Genomic DNA, 17,293 nt, shown 5'->3' with positions numbered 1-17,293 from the left:
GGGTCGATGCCCGTCATCCGGCCCATGCAGGGCTTACGCTGGCCTTGTGACCCCCTCGGATTTCAGCGGTCCGAAGCGATCCGACCTGCCCGATCTGCACGACACCATCATCGTCGCAGCGTTCGAGGGCTGGAATGACGCCGGTGACGCGGCCAGCGACGCGTTGGAGCACCTGGACGCGGTCTGGGAGGCCGAAACGCTCGTCGAGATCGACGACGAGGCGTACTACGACTACCAGGTCAACCGGCCGGTGATTCGCCAGGTCGACGGCGTCACCCGGGAGCTGGTGTGGCCGTCGATGCGGATCTCGCACTGCCGCCCCCCGGGCAGCGACCGCGACATCGTGCTGATGCACGGCGTGGAGCCCAACATGCGCTGGCGCACGTTCTGCGCGGAATTGCTGGCCATCGCGGACAAGCTCAACGTGCAGACGGTGGTGATCTTGGGCGCGCTACTGGCCGATACGCCCCATACCCGGCCGGTGCCGGTGTCCGGGGCGGCCTACTCCTCCGACTCGGCGAAGACGTTCGGGCTGGAGGAGACGCGCTACGAGGGGCCGACGGGCATCGCCGGCGTGTTCCAGGACGCCTGCGTGCAGGCCGGGATCCCGGCCGTCACGTTCTGGGCGGCGGTTCCGCACTACGTCTCGCAGCCGCCGAGCCCCAAGGCGACGGTCGCGCTGCTGCGACGCGTCGAGGACGTCCTCGACATCGAGGTACCGCTGGCCGATCTCCCCGCCCAGGCCGAGGAGTGGGAGCAGGCGGTCACCGAGATGACCTCCGAGGACGACGAGATCGCGGAGTACGTGCAGTCGCTGGAGGAACGCGGCGACGCCGAGGTCGACATGAACGAGGCGCTGGGCAAGATCGACGGGGATGCGCTGGCTGCGGAGTTCGAGCGCTACCTGCGGCGCCGAGGGCAGCGCCCGACAGAAGACACCGAGGGCGGTAGCGCCCGACAGAAGACACCGAGGGCGGTAGCGCCCGACAGAAGACACCGAGGGCGGTAGCGCCCGGGCGCGGTCAGCCTGCCCTGACCGGCAGCGGCGACTTCCAGGTGCCGTTCAGCGCGTCCGGCTTGGGCCAGTACAGCCGCAGCACCAGCATGAACGGCCCCTCGGGCGCCGGCAGCCAGTTGGCTTCCTTGTCGATGCCCGGTGAGCTGTTCTGGATGTAGAAGGTGTAGCTGCCGTCGGGGTCGGGCACCAGGCTGGGCAGCATCGGCGAGTTGATGAGATAACGGTTGATCGGGTTGGCGACCAGTCGGCTGGCGGGTAGCTCGTAGGCGGTCAGCGACCAGAACGCGTTGACGGGCGGTAGTTGGCCGGACGGGAACCGGAAGGTGTAGTCGTTCGCGCCGGTCAGTGTGGCGCCGTCGGCGTCGTTGGCGAAGCTCGGATAGATGGCCTCGGCGGCGGTGTTGCCGTAGATGCCGAGGGCCGCACCGGCCATCCGGTACAGGTAGTTGCCCTTGAGGTCGTCGCTGGTGCCGAACAGTTGCGCGGAGGTCACCCTGCCGGTGTCGATCTCGGCTTTCTTGAATGTGTCGAACTCCGCCCAGGCGTCGGCCATGCCTGCTTCGATCGCGGCCCGCATCTCGGGGGTCAGCGTGTCGGCGTCGAAGTTCCCGTCGGGTCCGATGCCGATCTCGGCGAATCGCTCTCGCATCTCCTGCTCGGCGGGCAGCGTCGGGGCGTGGCGCAGCACGAAGTCGAGGATCTCGAAGAACTGCGGCGAGGTCCGCTGCTGTTCCGGTGTCAGCGGCGGCACGAAGTCGATGGCCGGCGCGGCTTCGGGGGGCGGCTGGTTGAGGTACACCGACAGCGGTGTGACCTGGTAACCCGCCTGGATCTTCTTCACTTCCTCGATGTCGGAAGGACCGATGAGCTGGGTGCGGTACAGCACGAACGCGAGGTCGGTGTCCGAGCGGATCACCTCGTCGACGCCCTCGGGCTTCTCCCCCTGCCAGTTCGGCCCGGCGAGCAGGTACTTGCCGCCCCCGTTGCCGGTGGTGCGGCTACCGACGTAGGCGAAGTTGTAGGTGTAGCCGTCAACGAACTGCAGCGAGTAGTACCGGTCCTGCTGGATGGGAGGGACGGTGAGCACGAGCGGCTCGGTGCGCAGGTCGGCGCCGACAGCCGAGTACGGGGTGTCCGAGTTGGGGGTCTGGATGGCCGTGTCGTCGGGGGTGTAGACCCCGGCGGTGTTGTGGATCTCGTTCCACCCGCCCTTGTATTCCGGGTCCTGCTTGTCGACGAAGTAGGCGTACTGGACCCGGTAGTTGTCGACCATCGGGAACCCGTAGATGTAGGCCTCTTTGGCGATGGCGCGGGCCTGTTCCGGGGTGACGGCCGACGACTCCGTCGGGGGCGGGGCCGACGAGGTCGTCTGCGTGCCGTTCGTGGTGTCGGCGGCGCAGCCCGCGAGCAACGAAAGCGCCGCCAGGGCGACGGCGAGGCGGCGGATCACCGCTGTTCCAGCTCTGCGGCCCGCGAGCTCATCGACCTGCCGAGTGCGGCGACCTGGGCGTCCATCCGCGGCAGCAGGTCGGGGACGAACTTGACCACCTCCCGCTCGCCGACGGGCGTCGACAGCAGCGGTTTGAGCCATCGCAGCGCGCCGACCCAGCCGGGGCAGTTGACCTGCCGCCTGCGTCGCTCGATGCCGGTGACGAAGGCCTCGCCGCAGGCCTCGACGGACGTCGTCCTGTTCAGCGGGAACGGCAGCTTGCTCAACATCTCCGTGAAGGTCGGCAGGTCGGACTTGGTGTCGCGGACCAGCGGGGTGTCGATCCAGGACATGTGCGCGGAGCCGACGTCGACGCCGCGGTGGGCCACCTCCAGGCGAAGCGCGTTGGCGAAATGCTCGACCGCCGCCTTCGCCGCGTTGTACGGCGCCAGACCCGGCGCCGCGGCATAGGCGGCCAGTGACGAGACGACCAGCACGTACCCGCGGCGCTCGATCACCGACGGCAGCGTCGCCCTCACGGTGTGGAACACGCCCATCACGTTGACGTCCATCAACGTCCGGAAGGCCTGCGGATCGACCTGCAGGACCGAACCGTAGGTGGCGATGCCGGCGTTGGCCATGACGACGTCGATGCCGCCGAACCTCTCGACGGCAGCCGCCGCGGCGGCCTCCATGGCGTCCAGGTCCCGCACATCAGCGGTGATGGTGAGCACCCGGTCACCGCCAAGCGCGCCGCTGAGGTCTGCCAGCGGGGCGGCGTCGAGATCGGTGAGGACCAGCCGGGCCCCCTTGGCGTGCAGGCGACGTGCCACCTCCGCACCGACGCCGCGGGCGCCTCCGGTGATGAACACTGTCTTTCCGGCGACCGAACCCACTGAACCCACAGCCGAAACCTACTCCACCGCCGGTGGATTACAGCGCAATGCCCAGCAGCGCGTCGACCGCGGTGGCCACCGCCGGCCCCGCCGCGCTGTCATGCCCACCGTAGGTCAGTGCATCGGTCGCCCAACCATCAAGAGCAGCAAGCGCTTTCGGGGTGTCCAGATCGTCGGCGAGGTAGCGCCGCACCCGGGCGACGACGTCGGCGGCATCAGGTGCGGCGGGAAGCGCCGTCGCACTGCGCCACCGGTGCAACCGCGCCTGCGCCTCGTCGAGCACCGCGAGGCTCCAGAACCGGTCCTCGCGATAGTGCCCGGCGAACAGCCCGAGCCTCACGGCCGCGGGGTCAACGCCCTCGCGCCGCAGTCCCGACACCAGCACCAGGTTGCCGCGGCTCTTGGACATCTTGTGCCCGTCCCAGCCGATCATTCCGGCGTGCACGTAGTGCCGCGCGAAACGCCGCTCGCCGGTGACGGATTCGGCGTGTGCCGCCGAGAACTCGTGGTGCGGGAAGATCAGGTCGCTGCCGCCGCCCTGGATGTCCAGGTCGGTGCCGATGCGGCTCAGCGCGATCGCGGCGCACTCCACGTGCCAGCCCGGTCTGCCCGGCCCGAACGGCGACGCCCAGCTGGGTTCGCCGGGACGTTCCGCCTGCCACAGCAGCGCGTCGAGCGGGTCGCTCTTACCGGTCCGCTCGGGGTCTCCGCCGCGCTCGGAGAACAGTGTCAGCATCGTGTCGCGGTCGTAGCCCGACTCGTATCCGAACTGCGCGGTGGCACCGGCGTGGAAGTACACGTCGGGATATTGCGGGTCGTCGACGACGTAGGCGGCTCCGGAGGCCAGCAGCTTCTCGACGACCTCGATGACCTCGGCGATGGCTTCGGTGGCGGCGACGTAGTCGTGCGGCGGCAGCACTCTCATCGCCGCCATGTCCTCGCGGAACAGGTCGGTCTCCCGGTCGGCGAGCTCACGCCAGCCGATGCCGTCGCGCTGCGCGCGCTCGAACAGCGGATCGTCGACGTCGGTGATGTTCTGCACGTAGTGCACCCCGTGGCCGGCGTCCAGCCAGAGGCGGTGCACCAGATCGAAGGTCAGATACGTGGCCGCGTGACCCAGGTGGGTGGCGTCGTACGGGGTGATACCGCAGACGTACATGGTGGCGGTGTCACCCGGGGTGACGGGGCGCACCTGCCGGTCGGCGCTGTCGTAGAGCCGCAGCTGCGGTCCTCGCCCAGGCAGCACCGGCACGCGCGGCGCCGACCAGGATTGCATAGCCTCGACTCTAGACATCGCCGTGTCCGACAACGCCGACGGCCGTTTCATTCCCCGGTCGCTCCCGGCACACCCTGAACTCCTGGGTCCCGCTAGACAGCCAGGATCACGTCGAGGAGCGCCTCGGCCACCTCGGGACGGCACATCAGCAGGTCCGGGAGGTAGGGATCGCGACGGTTGTAGATCAGCGGGGAGCCGTCGAGCCGCGACGCGTGCATGCCCGCCGCCCACAACACCCCGGCGGGCGCGGCTGAGTCCCACTCCCATTGACCGCCGGCGTGCACGTAGGCGTCGACGTCACCGCGAACCACCGCCATCGCCTTGGCGCCCGCCGAGCCGATCCGGACCAGCTGGATGTCGAGTCGCTCACGCAGCCGCCACAACACCGCGGGCGGCCGGTTGGAGCTGGCGGTGATGCGGATCGGACCGTCGGTGCGCGGCGGCGGGGCGGTGACGGCGTCGGTGCGGTACACCTCGCCGCGCGCAGGCAGCGCGACCGCGGCGTCGGTGATGGCGCCGCCCGTCGACCCCGGAGAACGCTGCCACAACGCGATGTGCACCGCCCAGTCGGCACGGCCGGGCATCGAGTACTCGTGGGTGCCGTCGACGGGATCGACGATCCACACCCGGTCGGCGTCCACGCGCGACACGTCGTCGACGGCCTCCTCCGACATCACCGAATCATGCGGGCGGTGCCGGTGCAGGCGGTCGAGAATCAGCGTGTTGGCCCGTTTGTCGCCTGCGTCACCGAGATCGTAGGGGTCATAGAAGTCCCCGTGCCCGATCTGCTCGCGCATCGCCAGCAGCAGCTCGCCGGCCTCGGCGGCCACCTCGGCGGCCAGCGCGGCATCGGTGAGGGTCACCGCGCAAGTACACCACGTCAGAAGGCGGGCCACGGTATCGGCCGCCGTCGGTCGGGCGTCGGCATCACCGGGTTTCTCAGCAGGGCAACGACTCTGGCACGTAGCGCGGCGACTTCCCTGGGGGTGATATGGCAGCACAGCTCGGCGCCGAGCGCGTCGCCGAGGGCGTCGCTCAGCCGGGTGACGGCCCCGAGGGTGTCATCGTCGACGGGCTTGCCCGCCCAGCCCCACAGCACGGTGCGCAGCTTGTCCTCGACGTGCAGTGTGACGCCGTGGTCGACGCCGTAGACCTGCCCGTCCACCCCGGACAGGACATGCCCGCCCTTGCGGTCGGCGTTGTTGACCAGCACGTCGAACACCGCGACCCGGCGTAGCCGGTCGTCGTCGGCGTGCACCAGGGTGACCTCGGCACCGGCGTAGTCGTAGGCCTCCAGCACGGGCAGGAAGCCGGCCGGGATCCTGCCCGACGGCAGCAGGTCGATCAGGTCCGGGCCCGCGTCGGCGGTGTCGTCGGCCTCGGGGTCATCGGGGTCGGCAGGGGTGTCGGTGGGCTGGTCCACCCAGCGCTGCAGCATCCCGGGACCGGCGGGCCCGTCGCGAATGATGGTGTAGGGCACGATGTTCCAGCCCAGCGCGGCCGAAACGAGGTAGGACCCGAGCTCCCGGCCGGCCAGCGTGCCGTCGGGGAAGTCCCACAGCGGCGCCTCGCCACGGATCGGCTTGTACACGCAGTGCTGGGTGCGCTCCTCCAGAACCGCCTCGCACAGGAAGGTCGCGTTGCTCGCCGAGCGGATCCGTCCGATCACGGTCAGCTCACCGCGGCGCAGCACCTCCTGGGCATCGGCACCGTCGTCGGGACCGTCGAACTCAGGTGTCGTCGACATCGTCGGACCCACCCAGCGCTCCCCGCCGGTAGCCGTTGGTGCGGACGCAGATGTGGCCCTCGGGGTCCAGCGGCTCATCGCACAGCGGGCACGGAGGCCGCCCCGCCGAGATGACCCGGTTGGACCGCGTCGCGAACTCTCGGGCCGACTCGGGTGTGAGGAACACCCGCACCGCGTCGGGGCCCTCCTCGGCATCGTCGAGCACCACCGACGCATCGAACTCGGCGTCGGACACCGCCAGGAGTTCGACCACCACGGTCTGGGCCTCGGAATCCCAGCCCAGCCCCATGGTGCCGACGCGGAATTCGGCGTCCACCGGGGTGATCAACGGGCTCAGGTCCTCGACCTCGCCGGTGTCGGGGGGGATCGGCGTGCCGAAACGGCGGTTGATCTCGAGCAGCAGCGCGGCGATCCGTTCGGCGAGGACCGCCACCTGCTGTTTCTCCAGGATCACCGAGATCACCCGGTTGTCGTGGACGGCCTGCAGATAGAAGGTGCGATTTCCCGGTTGGCCGACCGTCCCGGCCACGAAGCGGTCGGGTGTTCGGAAGACGTGGATTTCGCGGGCCATGGCAGATTCCAAAATACCGGCAATGCCCGGTCAGCCGTAATTGCGCGAGAAGGCCGTCACTCGGTCGACCCCCCCACCACGGCCTCGCCGGTGGGCACTTGGCTGCCTTGGGAGCCATCCTGGGACGTCGTCTCGGTCGGTGTGGCGGACAACGCGGAGTTCAGCGCGGAGCCGGTGTGGTTGACGTGAATAACAAAGGGTCGGACGGCCGTATACCGGATCACGCTCACCGACGCCGGGTCGGCGTTGATGCGCTGGAAGCTGTCCAGGTGGGTGCCGAGCGCGTCGGCGAGCACCGCCTTGATCACGTCGCCGTGGGTGCAGGCGATCCACAGCACGTCGCCGTCGTGCCGGTCGGCCAGGACCCGGTCGTGCTCGCGCACGGCGGCCACCGCCCGCGCCTGGACACCGGCGAGACCCTCCCCCTCCGGGAACACCGCGGCGCTGGGCTGCTGCTGGACCACCGCCCACAACGGCTCCTTGACCAGCTCGCCGATCTTGCGGCCGGTCCAGGTGCCGTAGTCGACCTCGGAGATGCGTTCGTCGACGACCGGCTCCAACCCCAGTGCCGCGGCCAGCGGTTCGACCGTTCGCTCGCAGCGCAGCAGCGGGGACCGGACGATCGCGCGGATCGGCAGCGACCCGATCCGGTCGACGAGCGCCTCGGCCTGCTCGCGTCCCCGATCGTCGAGGTCGACACCCTCGGATCGGCCCGCCAGGGTGTGGGCCGTGTTCGACGTCGAACGGCCGTGGCGCAGCAGCAGGACGGTCATATCGTTTCCTCGCGCGAGCGCTCGTCAGTCATGTCGCCGCCACCACCCCGGTGCCGAGCAGGATCAGCACCACGACGCCAAGCGCGATCCGGTATCCGACGAACCAGTACATGCTGTGCCGGGCGAGGAATCGCAGGAACCACGACACCGCGGCGAACCCGACGACGAAGGCGATCACGGTGGAGACCAGCAGCTGGGCGCCGCTGGCGCTCATGCCCTCACCGACCGGGTCGAACGCGTCCGGCAGCGAGAACAGCCCGGAGGCGAACACCGCCGGGATCGCCAGCAGGAATCCGAAGCGGGCCGCGAGCTCACGTTCGAGGCCGAGGAACAGCCCGGCGCTGATCGTCGCACCCGAGCGTGACACCCCCGGCACCAGCGCGAGGCACTGCGCGAGGCCGACGGTGACGGCATCGCGCCAGGTGAGCTGTTCGACGCGGCGGGTCTGCTTGCCGTAGTACTCGGCGGCGGCGATGACCAGCGAGAAGACGATCAGGGCGGTCGCGACCAGCCAGAGATTGCGTGCGCCCGTTCGGATCTCGTCCTTGAAGAGCAGGCCGACCACGCCGATCGGGATCGAACCGATGATCACCCACCAGCCGAGCCAGTAGTCGGCGTTGCGGCGCGCGGCCTCGAAGAGGCCGCCGAACCACGCCTTGACGATCCGGACGATGTCGCGCGCGAAGTAGACGAGGACGGCAGCCTCGGTACCGAGCTGGCTGACCGCGGTGAACGACGCGCCCGCGTCGTCGTCGAAGAACACCCGGGAGGCGATCGCCAGGTGCCCCGACGAGGACACCGGCAGGAATTCGGTGAGACCCTGCAGCACCGACAGAACGACGACCTGCAACCACGACATCGCGGGCCCGTCCGTCACGACGACGACCGTACCGTGGCGGGGTCAGCGGTTGTCAGCGGCCGCTGCGAGGCACCGGCTGGGCCTCGGCGACGGCGTCCCGTACGGCCGCAGACACGCTGCGTTCGTCGGACAGGTCGATGTCGGTCAGCTTGCGGGTGGCGACCGCGACGACGTCCTCGGACTGCGGGACCGGACCGCGCAGCCGCGGTCGGTAGATCTCCACGACCAGCGCCTGGCGTTCGACGTGGAACGAGAAACTACGTCCGTCACCGACTTGCCCGAACCCGCTGGCGTGCACCCCTGTGGTGAGGTCCTCCACAGCGAAGTCTCGATCGATCATTTCCCTGTCCGTCGAGAGGGTCATGGTCCATACCATACCGTCGGGGCCGTCGGCCTGCGCACCGGGAGCGGCCGAACCGGCGCGGGACGGGTGCCTACACTGGCTGTTTGATCAAGATCCATCCGCACAATCGAGAGCTACCCATTGCCGCGTCGCATTAACCCACCAGTACTGCTGGTTCGTCTCGGTGTCGCAGTGTCGGCAATTCTGCTGACCGTGGGCTGCTCCTCGAACGCCGTGGACGCGCCCCCGCCGACCATCGATCCCGCCCGAGCCGCGGAATCCCCGCCGGCGGCCGCCACCCCCTCGGGCGAGGTGCGCCCGCTGGCCGGGGATGCGCAGGCCGCCCTGTTCGATGCCGACACTGGGTCGCTGGTGGTGCTGGCTGCCGGCACCGATGACCGCTCGGTCGTCACGGTCGTCCCCGCCACCGGTTCGGCCACGCCGGTGGAGCTCGCCGGCACCGCGACGGCGATGGCCGGCGACGGCGAAGGCCGGGTGTTCCTGTCGACGAAGGGCGGCTACTTCCGGTTCGACATCGCGACCGGCGAGGCGACGAAGGTCGGCGTGGAAGGCCAGGACGGATCCGACTTCACCGCCGTCGCCCGCCGCGCCGACGGCAACCTGGTTCTGGGCAGCGCCGACGGAACCGTCTACACGCTGGCGTCGGACACCACCGTCGGTGCCCGGCTCGAGATCTTCGCCCGGGTGGACGGCATTGTGACGCAAGGCAATACCGCGGTCGTGTTGGACAGGGGGCAGACCTCGGTCACCAGCCTGAACCCCGAGGGCACGAAATCGGAACAGGCGCTGAGGGCCGGCCGCGGCGCCACCACGATGGCCGCCGACACGGCGGGGCGGGTGCTGGTCGCCGATACCCGCGGCGGGGAACTGCTGGTGTACGGCGTCGACCCGCTCATGCTCCGGCAACGGTTCCCGGTGCCCGACTCGCCGTACGGTCTGGCCGTCTCCGCCGGCGACACGGGGCTGGCATGGGTCGCACAGACGGCGACGAACACCGTCGTTGGTTACGATCTGGCGACCGGGACCCCTGTCGAGAAGGTGCGATATCGAACCGTGCGGCAACCGAACTCGCTGGCGTTCGACGATGCGTCGGACACTTTGTACGTGGTGTCCGGCGTGGGCGCGGGCGTGCAGGTGATTCCCGCCGCCGGGGCGGGCAGATGAGCGCCGGTTCCCGCGGCCGGATGCCTGCGGCGTGGGACCAGGCCATCTCCGAGGGCTCGGGCGAGTACGAATGGATCCCGCTTCGGCTGCCGCCCGACGTCACCCGGGTCAGCGCCTCCGTCCGGTTGTCGATCGAGGCCGAGTACCGCGGCTGGGAGCTCACCCGCGTTCGGCTGTACACCGACGGAAGCAGGCGGGTACTCCTGCGCCGCAAGAAGCGCGCCGACCGACCGCACGCTCCGGACCAGCCGGCCCTGTAGATGGCCGCCTACCGAGCCCTGCGGCGGGCGCTGTTCCTGGTGCCGCCCGAGCGGATCCACACCTGGGTCTTCGCCGGCCTGCGCACCGCCACCACGCCGTCCGCGCTGCGTCGCCGCCTGATGCGCCGGCTCGCTCCTCAGGATCCGGCACTCGCCAGCATCGTGTTCGGCGTGCGGTTTCCGGGGCCGATGGGGCTCGCGGCCGGTTTCGACAAGGACGGCCTCGGCGTGCACACCTGGGGTGCGCTCGGTTTCGGCTACGCCGAGGTGGGCACGGTCACCGCGCAACCGCAGCCGGGCAACCCACCGCCGAGGATGTTCCGGCTGCCGGCCGACCGGGCGCTGTTGAACCGGATGGGATTCAACAACCACGGTGCGGCGGCGCTGGCGATGCGGCTCACCCGCCACATCCCCGACGTCCCGATCGGGGTGAACATCGGCAAGACCAAGGTCACCCCACCCGAGCAGGCCCCCGACGATTACGCAGAGAGTGCCCGGCTTCTCGGCCCGCTGGCGGCATACCTGGTGGTGAACGTGAGCTCACCGAACACCCCGGGTCTTCGTGACCTGCAGTCGGTGGAGTCGCTGCGCCCCATCCTGAGCGCGGTGCTGGCGGAGACGTCGACACCGGTGCTGGTCAAGATCGCCCCCGACCTCGCCGACGGCGACATCGACGCCATCGCGGATCTGGCGGTCGAACTCGGCGTCGCCGGGATCGTCGCCACCAACACGACCGTGTCCCGCGACGGGCTGAAGACACCGGGGGTCGAGGAGCTGGGCCCCGGCGGCATCTCCGGGCCGCCGGTGGCGCGGCGCTCCGCCGAGGTGCTGCGCCGGCTGTACCGGCGGGTGGGCGACCGACTGGTGCTGATCAGCGTCGGCGGCATCGAAACCGCCGACGACGCCTGGGAGCGCATCGTCTCGGGCGCCTCGCTGCTGCAGGGCTACACCGGGTTCGTGTACGGCGGCGGGCTGTGGGTCAAGACGGTCCACGACGGGATCGCGCGCCGCCTGCACGAGAACGGTTTCGCCCACCTCGCCGACGCCGTGGGTTCGGGCGCAGGCTGACGGTCGAGCTCAGTTCTGCTCGTAGGTCCCGTGGATGAGAGCGCGGGCGATGGCGTGGCTGAACAGGTTGAACCCCAGGTACGCCGGGGTGGCCTCGGCGGGCACATCGAGCTTCTCGACATCGACCGCGTGCACGGCGACGATGTACCGGTGCGGCCCGTGTCCCGGGGGCGGCGCCGCGCCGATGAACCGCTTCAGGCCGGCGTCGTTGGCCAAAGTGACCGCGTCACCGGGGAAGCCCTGGCTGCTACCGTCGCCGACTCCCGCGGGCAGGTCGGTGACCGTCGCAGGCAGGTTGAACACCGCCCAGTGCCAGAACCCGGACGCCGTCGGCGCATCGGGGTCGTAGACGGTGACTGCGAAGCTGCGGGTTTCCTCGGGGAAGCCCGACCAGCTCAGCTGGGGAGACACGTCCGAGCCACCCGCTCCCATGATGCCGCTGACCTGGTCGTTGGGCCATGGCTGCCCGTCGGTGAACGATTCCGACGTCAGCGTGAACGTCGGCAGCTCAGGGAGAAAGTCGTAGGGGTTGTAGTCAAACGCCATGAAGGGCAGTCCTTTCGATCGGTTGGTCAACTGTGCAACAGAAAGTGTTCCAGGACCTGCGTGCCGAAGGTCAACGCATCGACGGGTACCCGCTCGTCGACGCCGTGGAACAACGCGGCGAAATCGAGTTCCGGCGGCAACCTCAGGGGCGCGAACCCGAAGCAGCGAATTCCCAAGCGGGCGAAGTGTTTTGCGTCGGTGCCGCCGGAGAGCATGTAGGGAACGGTGCGCGCTTCGGGGTCGGCGGCCAGGATCGCCGCGTTCATCGCCTCCAGCAGTTCACCGTCGAAGGGGGTCTCATACGACGGCAGTTCGGTGATCCACTCGCGGGTGACGTCGGGTCCGATGATCTCGTCGACCTCGCGTTCGAACTCGGCCATCCGGCCCGGCAACACCCGGCAATCGACGACCGCCTCGGCGGTCCCCGGGATCACGTTGGCCTTGTACCCGGCCTTGAGCATCGTCGGGTTCGCGGTGTCGCGCAGGGTGGCGCCGACGATCTTGGCGATCGATCCGAGCTTGGCGACCGCACCGTCGATGTCGGGCGAGGCGGGGTCGAAGGTGTATCCCGTCTCCTCGCTCACCGCCGCCAGGAACTGCTCCACCGATTCGGTCAGCACGATCGGGAACCGATGCCTGCCCAGTCGGGCGACCGCTTCGGCGACCGCGGTGACGGCGTTGTCGTCGTGCACCATCGACCCGTGACCGGCACGGCCGCGTGCCGTCAGCCGCATCCACATCATCGCTTTCTCGGCGGTCTCGATCAGGTAGAGGCGGCGCTCGCCGCCCTCGCGGCGCGGCACCGTCAGCGAGAACCCGCCGACCTCACCGACCGCCTCGGTGACCCCGTCGAACAGGTCCGGCCGGTTCTCCACGAGCCATTTGCAGCCGTAGTTACCGCCGGCCTCCTCGTCGGAGACGAACGCGAACACCAGGTCGCGGGGCGGCACGATGCCCGACCGTTGGAAGTGCCGGGCGACCGCGAGGATCATCCCGACCATGTCCTTCATGTCGACCGCGCCGCGGCCCCACACGTAGCCGTTCTCGACCGCCCCGGAGAACGGGTGCACGCTCCAGTCGGACGCCTCGGCGGGGACCACGTCGAGGTGGCCGTGCAACATCAGGGCCCCGCGCGCCGGGTCGGCACCTTTGAGCCGGGCGAACACGTTTCCGCGGCCCGGTGCGCCGGCCTCGATGTACTCGGTCTGCAGGCCGACTTCCTCCAACTGCTCGGCCACCCAGCGCGCGCATTCGGCCTCCCCCTTGGTGGTGGCGGGGTCACCGGTGTTGGACGTGTCGAACCGGATGAGCGCACTCACCAGGTCGACGACCTCGTCGCTGGGGGACCGATGACCATCTGCAAGACCACTCACAGTCCCTTTCCTACCATCCTTTTCCGCGGGTCCCCCGCCCCGTGGTTTGGGTCAGGGGCCGCTGATCCGATAACCTAAGCTGCCTTCGAACTGGTCCGAGTGGCGGAATGGCAGACGCGCTAGCTTGAGGTGCTAGTGCCCTATTAACGGGCGTGGGGGTTCAAGTCCCCCCTCGGACACATCCGGCGACACGACTCAAGTCGGCCGTCGCCTGGACTCGTCGCAGATGGGGATCGTAATCAAGACGCAGCCCCAGGCTCGCGTACACCTCAGCGCGCTCCGCCCCGGTCGCTGCACCAAGCACGGCTGACAGCCCACCCAATTCCTCGACCAATTCGTTGATCTGTGCGGCAGACATGACACGTGGTCGCTCCACTTGCTCAAGACGGGCCTTCAGCTCGTCGCGCTCGGCGGTGCGGCGACGCAATGCAGCAGTCAAATCCTCAACGGCCACACCAGACTCCACGGCGGTAACCAAAGCAGCAACCTTGGCATTCGCCTCGCTGAGCTGGCGCTGTAAGGCGGCGTAGCCACTACCGGCTGCCGGGTCCACGTCCTGCCCCCGTGCGAGGTCTTAAGGATCAGCCAGAGTGGCGATCCATTCGTCAAGCCGCGCTGTCACCTCGTCTTCACGGAGATAGACGGTGCGCGGGTGATCACTCAGGTCCGTCGGTACCGAACGCGACTTACCTAGTTCACAACGGTAGAGGATGCGGGTTGTTCGTTTCCCGACGCGAGCGGCGCCCTGCATCCGCCGTCCGCACGAACGCGACTTACCTAGTTCACAACGGTAGAGGATGCGGGTTGTTCGTTTCCCGACGCGAGCGGCGCCCTGCATCCGCCGTCCGCACGCGGCGCAGAACAGCAGCCCGCGCAGCGCGTACGGCATCGTCGATTCTCTGCTGCAGACGAGACCGGGACCACGCCGCGCCTGCGCGCGGAGACGAACAGCCTCGGCCAAACCGTCAGGGATCAGCGCTTCATCTGTGCGGTGGTCCGGTGCGATCCAGTCCGACTCATCACGCCACCGCATGCGTGTCTCATACCCGGCGGCGACATCGTCAGGGTTGACCAGAACTTCGTACTTCTCCTGCTTGCCCCACACACGGATGCCACGGTAAGTCGGGTTGTCGAGTATGGCCCGGATCGCGGAATGAGACCAACCTCGCGGGTCACGGTGACGATTCCGCGCCGGGTCGTACTGGCTCGGTGATGGCACGCCATCGTCGGTGAGCTGTTGCGCTATGTAGCGCAGGCCCGCTCCGTCGGTGTACATGCGGTAGATCCGCTCGACGACCGAAGATGTCGCGAGGTCAGGTTCGAGGCGGTGAAGCCGCTGCCCAAGATTGGCCTTGGCCGGGTTTGGGTGCGGGCCGGCATCGACGAGCCGGTAACCGTAGGGTGGTCGACCACCGAGATATCTGGCGGTGTCCTGCGCGAGTGCTGACATCGCCGTACGGACGCGCACCTGGATTCGTGCGCGTTCTCCCTTGCTCATGCCGCCGAACAGAGTCATCACCAGGTCGTGTGCCTCGAAGCCGGGGTCGACCGCTCCACCGACCTCGGGTACCCACAGGCCGACTCCGTAGTGCGTGAGGACAGGGAAGGTGAGCGCGAACTGCGGCCCGTAGAACGCACGGGCGGGTTCCCCGATCACCACAGCATCGAAGCTACGGTCCCGAGAAGCGACATCAGCAAGCAGACGTGACGCCTCTGGCCTGCGCTTCCACGGCAGCGAACGGCTCTGCCCCACATCGAAGTAGTCAGCGGCGATGGCATTCCCCCGAGACCGTGGAGGCATCAGCTATAAGCCGGCTGTCCTGCGGGGACGCCTTGCAGGCGTGAAAATGGGGTTTGGGTCGCCTTGTCGACGCCGACTATCCCTTGGGGTTCGATCCCGTCTATAAGCCTGGTGTTGGGGCTCGGCCCTTGAAGGGTCACGCACTGTTGCTTCGAGCACGCCGGTCAGACTTTCGGTTTCCCGACCGATGCCCCCAAGGCGGCCCGCCTGTTGTGTTGGCATGAATATGGTTGGAGGGCAGTAGGAATGAGTGTAGGTCGTGAGGAGATACCTGATGCAGATCACGAGTCGGTGATCGAGAGGGTATGTGCAGTCGATGTCGCCAAGGCGACGGGCAAGGTGTGCCTGCGGGTGCCACATCCGGTCGCTGATGGCCGGCGGGTGAGCCGGGTATGGGACGTGCCGGCGACGTTGGCGGCGGTCACGGGGCTGGCTGCTGAACTGGTGGGCGCCAGGGTGGAGCGGGTCACCGTGGAGTCGACGTCGGACTACTGGCGTATCTGGTTTTATGTACTCGAGGCTGCGGGTCTGCGGGGAGCAATGATCAGAACCTGTGGATGAGCCTCGGCGAGGCGGCGTGAGTTGGGCGCACCTTCCCGAGGATGATCTGAAAGTTCACGTAGGTCTGCTCAAGAGCCGGCGTTTGGCGCGCTGGTTCGGGAAGGTACGCCCATGCTTACGGTAGTTCACGACTCCGATTTGGCATTCCCCCGAGACCGTGGAGGCATCAGCTATAAGGAGTAGCGATGTCAGAGAAACGGAAGAAGTACGACCGGGAGTTCCGTGAGGGGGCTGTTAAGGAGTAGCGATGTCAGAGAAACGGAAGAAGTACGACCGGGAGTTCCGTGAGGGGGCTGTTCGGATCGTTCGTGAGACGGGTAAGTCGATCGCCGCGGTCGCGCGGGACCTGGGGATCCACGAGGGCACGCTGGGCAATTGGGTTGCCCAGGACCGCGAGGCCCGGGAGGGCCGTGGGGAGTTGACCCGCGACGATCTCGAGGAGCTCAAACGCCTGCGCAGCGAGGTCGCCGAGTTGCGGATGGAGCGCGATGTCCTCAAGCGATCAGTGGTCCTGTGGGTGAAGGAGGCGACGAAGTGAGCGTGGCACGTTTCATCGCCGACCAGAGGACCNTATACCGGGTGCCGCATACGATTACGTGCATGCTGTTGGGTGTCAGCGTGTCGTGGTTCTACAAGTGGATCACCCGTGCTGATAGCACCGATGGGTTGCATACCGACACCGATCGGCGCCGCGCGCAGCTCGATACCGCAGTCGCCGCGGCGTTCAAGGCGGCCAAGGGGCTGCATGGTTCGCCGCGGCTGATCGCTGACCTGCGCGATCTGGGGTGGGANGTGTCGGAGAAGACGGTGGCCGACTCGATGCGCCGCCAGGGTTTGGTGGCGCGCCGCATCAAGCGCCGCAATGGGCTCACCAGACAGGACAAGACCGCGCCGAAGTTTCCTGACCTGGTCAAACGAGACTTCACCGCGGCCGAGCCGAACCAAAAATGGGTGGGTGACATGACCGAGATCCCCACCGATTCCGGGCCGAAGCTGTACTTGGCGACGGTGATCGACCTCTATAGCCGCCGGCTGCTGGACCAAAAATGGGTGGGTGACATGACCGAGATCCCCACCGATTCCGGGCCGAAGCTGTACTTGGCGACGGTGATCGACCTCTATAGCCGCCGGCNGCTGGGAGCGGCCATGGGCCTGCACCCGGACGCCGAGTTGGCATGTGCGGCCATCAAAATGGCGGTGGCTGCCCGTGGTGGCCGCCAAGCGATCTGGCGTGATGAGGAGTCTGAGCGGGNCATTTTCCATACCGACCGCGGCAGCACCTATACCGCCAACGCGTTCACCAAGTTGTGCCGGCAGTTGGGCATTCGGCAGTCGATGGGCCGGGTCGGGTCGTGCTTCGATAATGCTGCCGCGGAGGCGTTCTTCTCGTCGCTGGAATGGGAAGTGTTGTCCCGCAATCGTTTCCATGATACCATCCAGGCGCAGGCTGTGGTAATCGACTGGTGTTACACCTTCTACAACCACCAACGACGACACAGTGCCGCAGACGGGCTATCGCCCGTCAACTACGAGATCAGGGAATCCAAGACCAAGCCGGAAGCGGCATAGGAAACCCTCCACGATTTC

17 protein-coding genes, 1 tRNA gene and 2 pseudogenes are annotated in these 17,293 nt (G+C 68.2%); 8 read left to right on the top strand and 12 right to left on the bottom strand.

What is annotated here, in order from left to right; genetic code table 11:
* Positions 1–46: 46 nt before the first annotated feature.
* Positions 47–922: pseudogene (locus tag H7I57_RS06475) on the top strand (PAC2 family protein); the annotation flags it as partial.
* Positions 923–1,022: 100 nt separating this feature from the next.
* Here H7I57_RS06475 and H7I57_RS06470 read toward each other — a convergent pair.
* The 9 genes from H7I57_RS06470 to H7I57_RS06430 form a co-directional block, all read right to left on the bottom strand.
* Positions 1,023–2,468, bottom strand: a complete 1,446-nt coding sequence (locus H7I57_RS06470; protein WP_264022545.1) for a DUF1254 domain-containing protein — start codon at positions 2,466–2,468, stop codon at positions 1,023–1,025.
* On the bottom strand, positions 2,465–3,343 hold the full coding sequence (locus H7I57_RS06465; protein WP_264022609.1) for an SDR family oxidoreductase: 879 nt from the start codon (positions 3,341–3,343) through the stop codon (positions 2,465–2,467). Before H7I57_RS06465 ends, H7I57_RS06470 begins: the two co-directional genes overlap by 4 nt.
* A 37-nt stretch (positions 3,344–3,380) precedes the next feature.
* The gene (mshC, locus tag H7I57_RS06460; RefSeq protein WP_264022544.1) at positions 3,381–4,619 is read right to left on the bottom strand and encodes a cysteine--1-D-myo-inosityl 2-amino-2-deoxy-alpha-D-glucopyranoside ligase; all 1,239 of its coding nucleotides are present in this window, start codon (positions 4,617–4,619) and stop codon (positions 3,381–3,383) included.
* A 92-nt stretch (positions 4,620–4,711) separates the two neighbouring features.
* The gene (locus H7I57_RS06455) at positions 4,712–5,482 is read right to left on the bottom strand and encodes a 3'(2'),5'-bisphosphate nucleotidase CysQ (protein WP_264022543.1); all 771 of its coding nucleotides are present in this window, start codon (positions 5,480–5,482) and stop codon (positions 4,712–4,714) included.
* Positions 5,483–5,499: 17 nt separating this feature from the next.
* Complete coding sequence (locus tag H7I57_RS06450; RefSeq protein ID WP_264022542.1) at positions 5,500–6,366, bottom strand: Rv2133c family protein; 867 nt, start codon at positions 6,364–6,366, stop codon at positions 5,500–5,502.
* The gene (locus tag H7I57_RS06445) at positions 6,350–6,937 is read right to left on the bottom strand and encodes an Rv2134c family protein (protein ID WP_264022541.1); all 588 of its coding nucleotides are present in this window, start codon (positions 6,935–6,937) and stop codon (positions 6,350–6,352) included. The genes H7I57_RS06450 and H7I57_RS06445 overlap by 17 nt, the downstream gene beginning before the upstream one ends.
* A gap of 56 nt (positions 6,938–6,993) precedes the next feature.
* A complete protein-coding gene (locus tag H7I57_RS06440; RefSeq protein WP_264022540.1) occupies positions 6,994–7,710 on the bottom strand; it encodes a histidine phosphatase family protein in 717 nt (238 codons plus the stop codon).
* A 28-nt stretch (positions 7,711–7,738) separates the two neighbouring features.
* Positions 7,739–8,569, bottom strand: a complete 831-nt coding sequence (locus tag H7I57_RS06435) for an undecaprenyl-diphosphate phosphatase (RefSeq protein ID WP_264022608.1) — start codon at positions 8,567–8,569, stop codon at positions 7,739–7,741.
* 52 nt (positions 8,570–8,621) lie between these two features.
* Complete coding sequence (locus H7I57_RS06430; RefSeq protein WP_264022539.1) at positions 8,622–8,933, bottom strand: hypothetical protein; 312 nt, start codon at positions 8,931–8,933, stop codon at positions 8,622–8,624.
* Positions 8,934–9,053: 120 nt separating this feature from the next.
* On the opposite strand from H7I57_RS06430, the gene H7I57_RS06425 reads away from it, so the two are divergent.
* The 3 genes from H7I57_RS06425 to H7I57_RS06415 are packed head-to-tail and all read left to right on the top strand — an operon-like array spanning position 9,054 to position 11,425.
* Positions 9,054–10,097 (top strand): YncE family protein, encoded by a 1,044-nt coding sequence (locus H7I57_RS06425; RefSeq protein WP_372510132.1) that lies wholly within the window; start codon positions 9,054–9,056, stop codon positions 10,095–10,097.
* Positions 10,094–10,357 carry a DUF5703 family protein gene (locus tag H7I57_RS06420; RefSeq protein ID WP_264022537.1) on the top strand — a complete coding sequence of 88 codons (264 nt, stop codon included), beginning with the start codon at positions 10,094–10,096 and terminating at the stop codon, positions 10,355–10,357. Before H7I57_RS06425 ends, H7I57_RS06420 begins: the two co-directional genes overlap by 4 nt.
* Entirely contained in the window at positions 10,358–11,425 is a 1,068-nt protein-coding gene (locus H7I57_RS06415) for a quinone-dependent dihydroorotate dehydrogenase (RefSeq protein WP_264022536.1), read from the top strand.
* A gap of 9 nt (positions 11,426–11,434) precedes the next feature.
* Here H7I57_RS06415 and H7I57_RS06410 read toward each other — a convergent pair whose 3' ends face one another.
* Both H7I57_RS06410 and H7I57_RS06405 read right to left on the bottom strand, forming a co-directional pair.
* A complete protein-coding gene (locus tag H7I57_RS06410) occupies positions 11,435–11,971 on the bottom strand; it encodes a YbhB/YbcL family Raf kinase inhibitor-like protein (RefSeq protein ID WP_264022535.1) in 537 nt (178 codons plus the stop codon).
* Positions 11,972–11,997: 26 nt separating this feature from the next.
* Positions 11,998–13,344, bottom strand: a complete 1,347-nt coding sequence (locus tag H7I57_RS06405) for a M20/M25/M40 family metallo-hydrolase (protein WP_264022534.1) — start codon at positions 13,342–13,344, stop codon at positions 11,998–12,000.
* Positions 13,345–13,437: 93 nt separating this feature from the next.
* Here H7I57_RS06405 and H7I57_RS06400 point away from each other — a divergent pair.
* Positions 13,438–13,523, top strand: a tRNA-Leu gene (locus H7I57_RS06400).
* Here the strand turns inward: H7I57_RS06400 and H7I57_RS33435 are convergent.
* Positions 13,505–15,112: pseudogene (locus H7I57_RS33435) on the bottom strand (recombinase family protein); the annotation flags it as partial. The gene H7I57_RS06400 and the pseudogene H7I57_RS33435 overlap by 19 nt on opposite strands.
* A 279-nt stretch (positions 15,113–15,391) precedes the next feature.
* On the opposite strand from H7I57_RS33435, the gene H7I57_RS06385 reads away from it, so the two are divergent.
* The 3 genes from H7I57_RS06385 to H7I57_RS06375 all read left to right on the top strand — a co-directional run bounded on the left by H7I57_RS06385 (position 15,392) and on the right by H7I57_RS06375 (position 17,275).
* Positions 15,392–15,706, top strand: a complete 315-nt coding sequence (locus H7I57_RS06385) for a hypothetical protein (RefSeq protein WP_264022531.1) — start codon at positions 15,392–15,394, stop codon at positions 15,704–15,706.
* 247 nt (positions 15,707–15,953) lie between these two features.
* Positions 15,954–16,244, top strand: a complete 291-nt coding sequence (locus H7I57_RS06380) for a transposase (protein ID WP_264022530.1) — start codon at positions 15,954–15,956, stop codon at positions 16,242–16,244.
* On the top strand, positions 16,241–17,275 hold the full coding sequence (locus tag H7I57_RS06375) for an IS3 family transposase (RefSeq protein ID WP_264022529.1): 1,035 nt from the start codon (positions 16,241–16,243) through the stop codon (positions 17,273–17,275). The genes H7I57_RS06380 and H7I57_RS06375 overlap by 4 nt, the downstream gene beginning before the upstream one ends.
* The last annotated feature ends 18 nt before the right edge of the window (positions 17,276–17,293 follow it).

It is taken from the genome of Mycolicibacterium pyrenivorans, from assembly GCF_025821625.1.
In the GTDB taxonomy this organism is placed as follows: domain Bacteria; phylum Actinomycetota; class Actinomycetes; order Mycobacteriales; family Mycobacteriaceae; genus Mycobacterium; species Mycobacterium pyrenivorans.
Note: the sequence above shows the minus strand (reverse complement) of the source record. Positions and strands in the feature narration are given on the sequence as shown.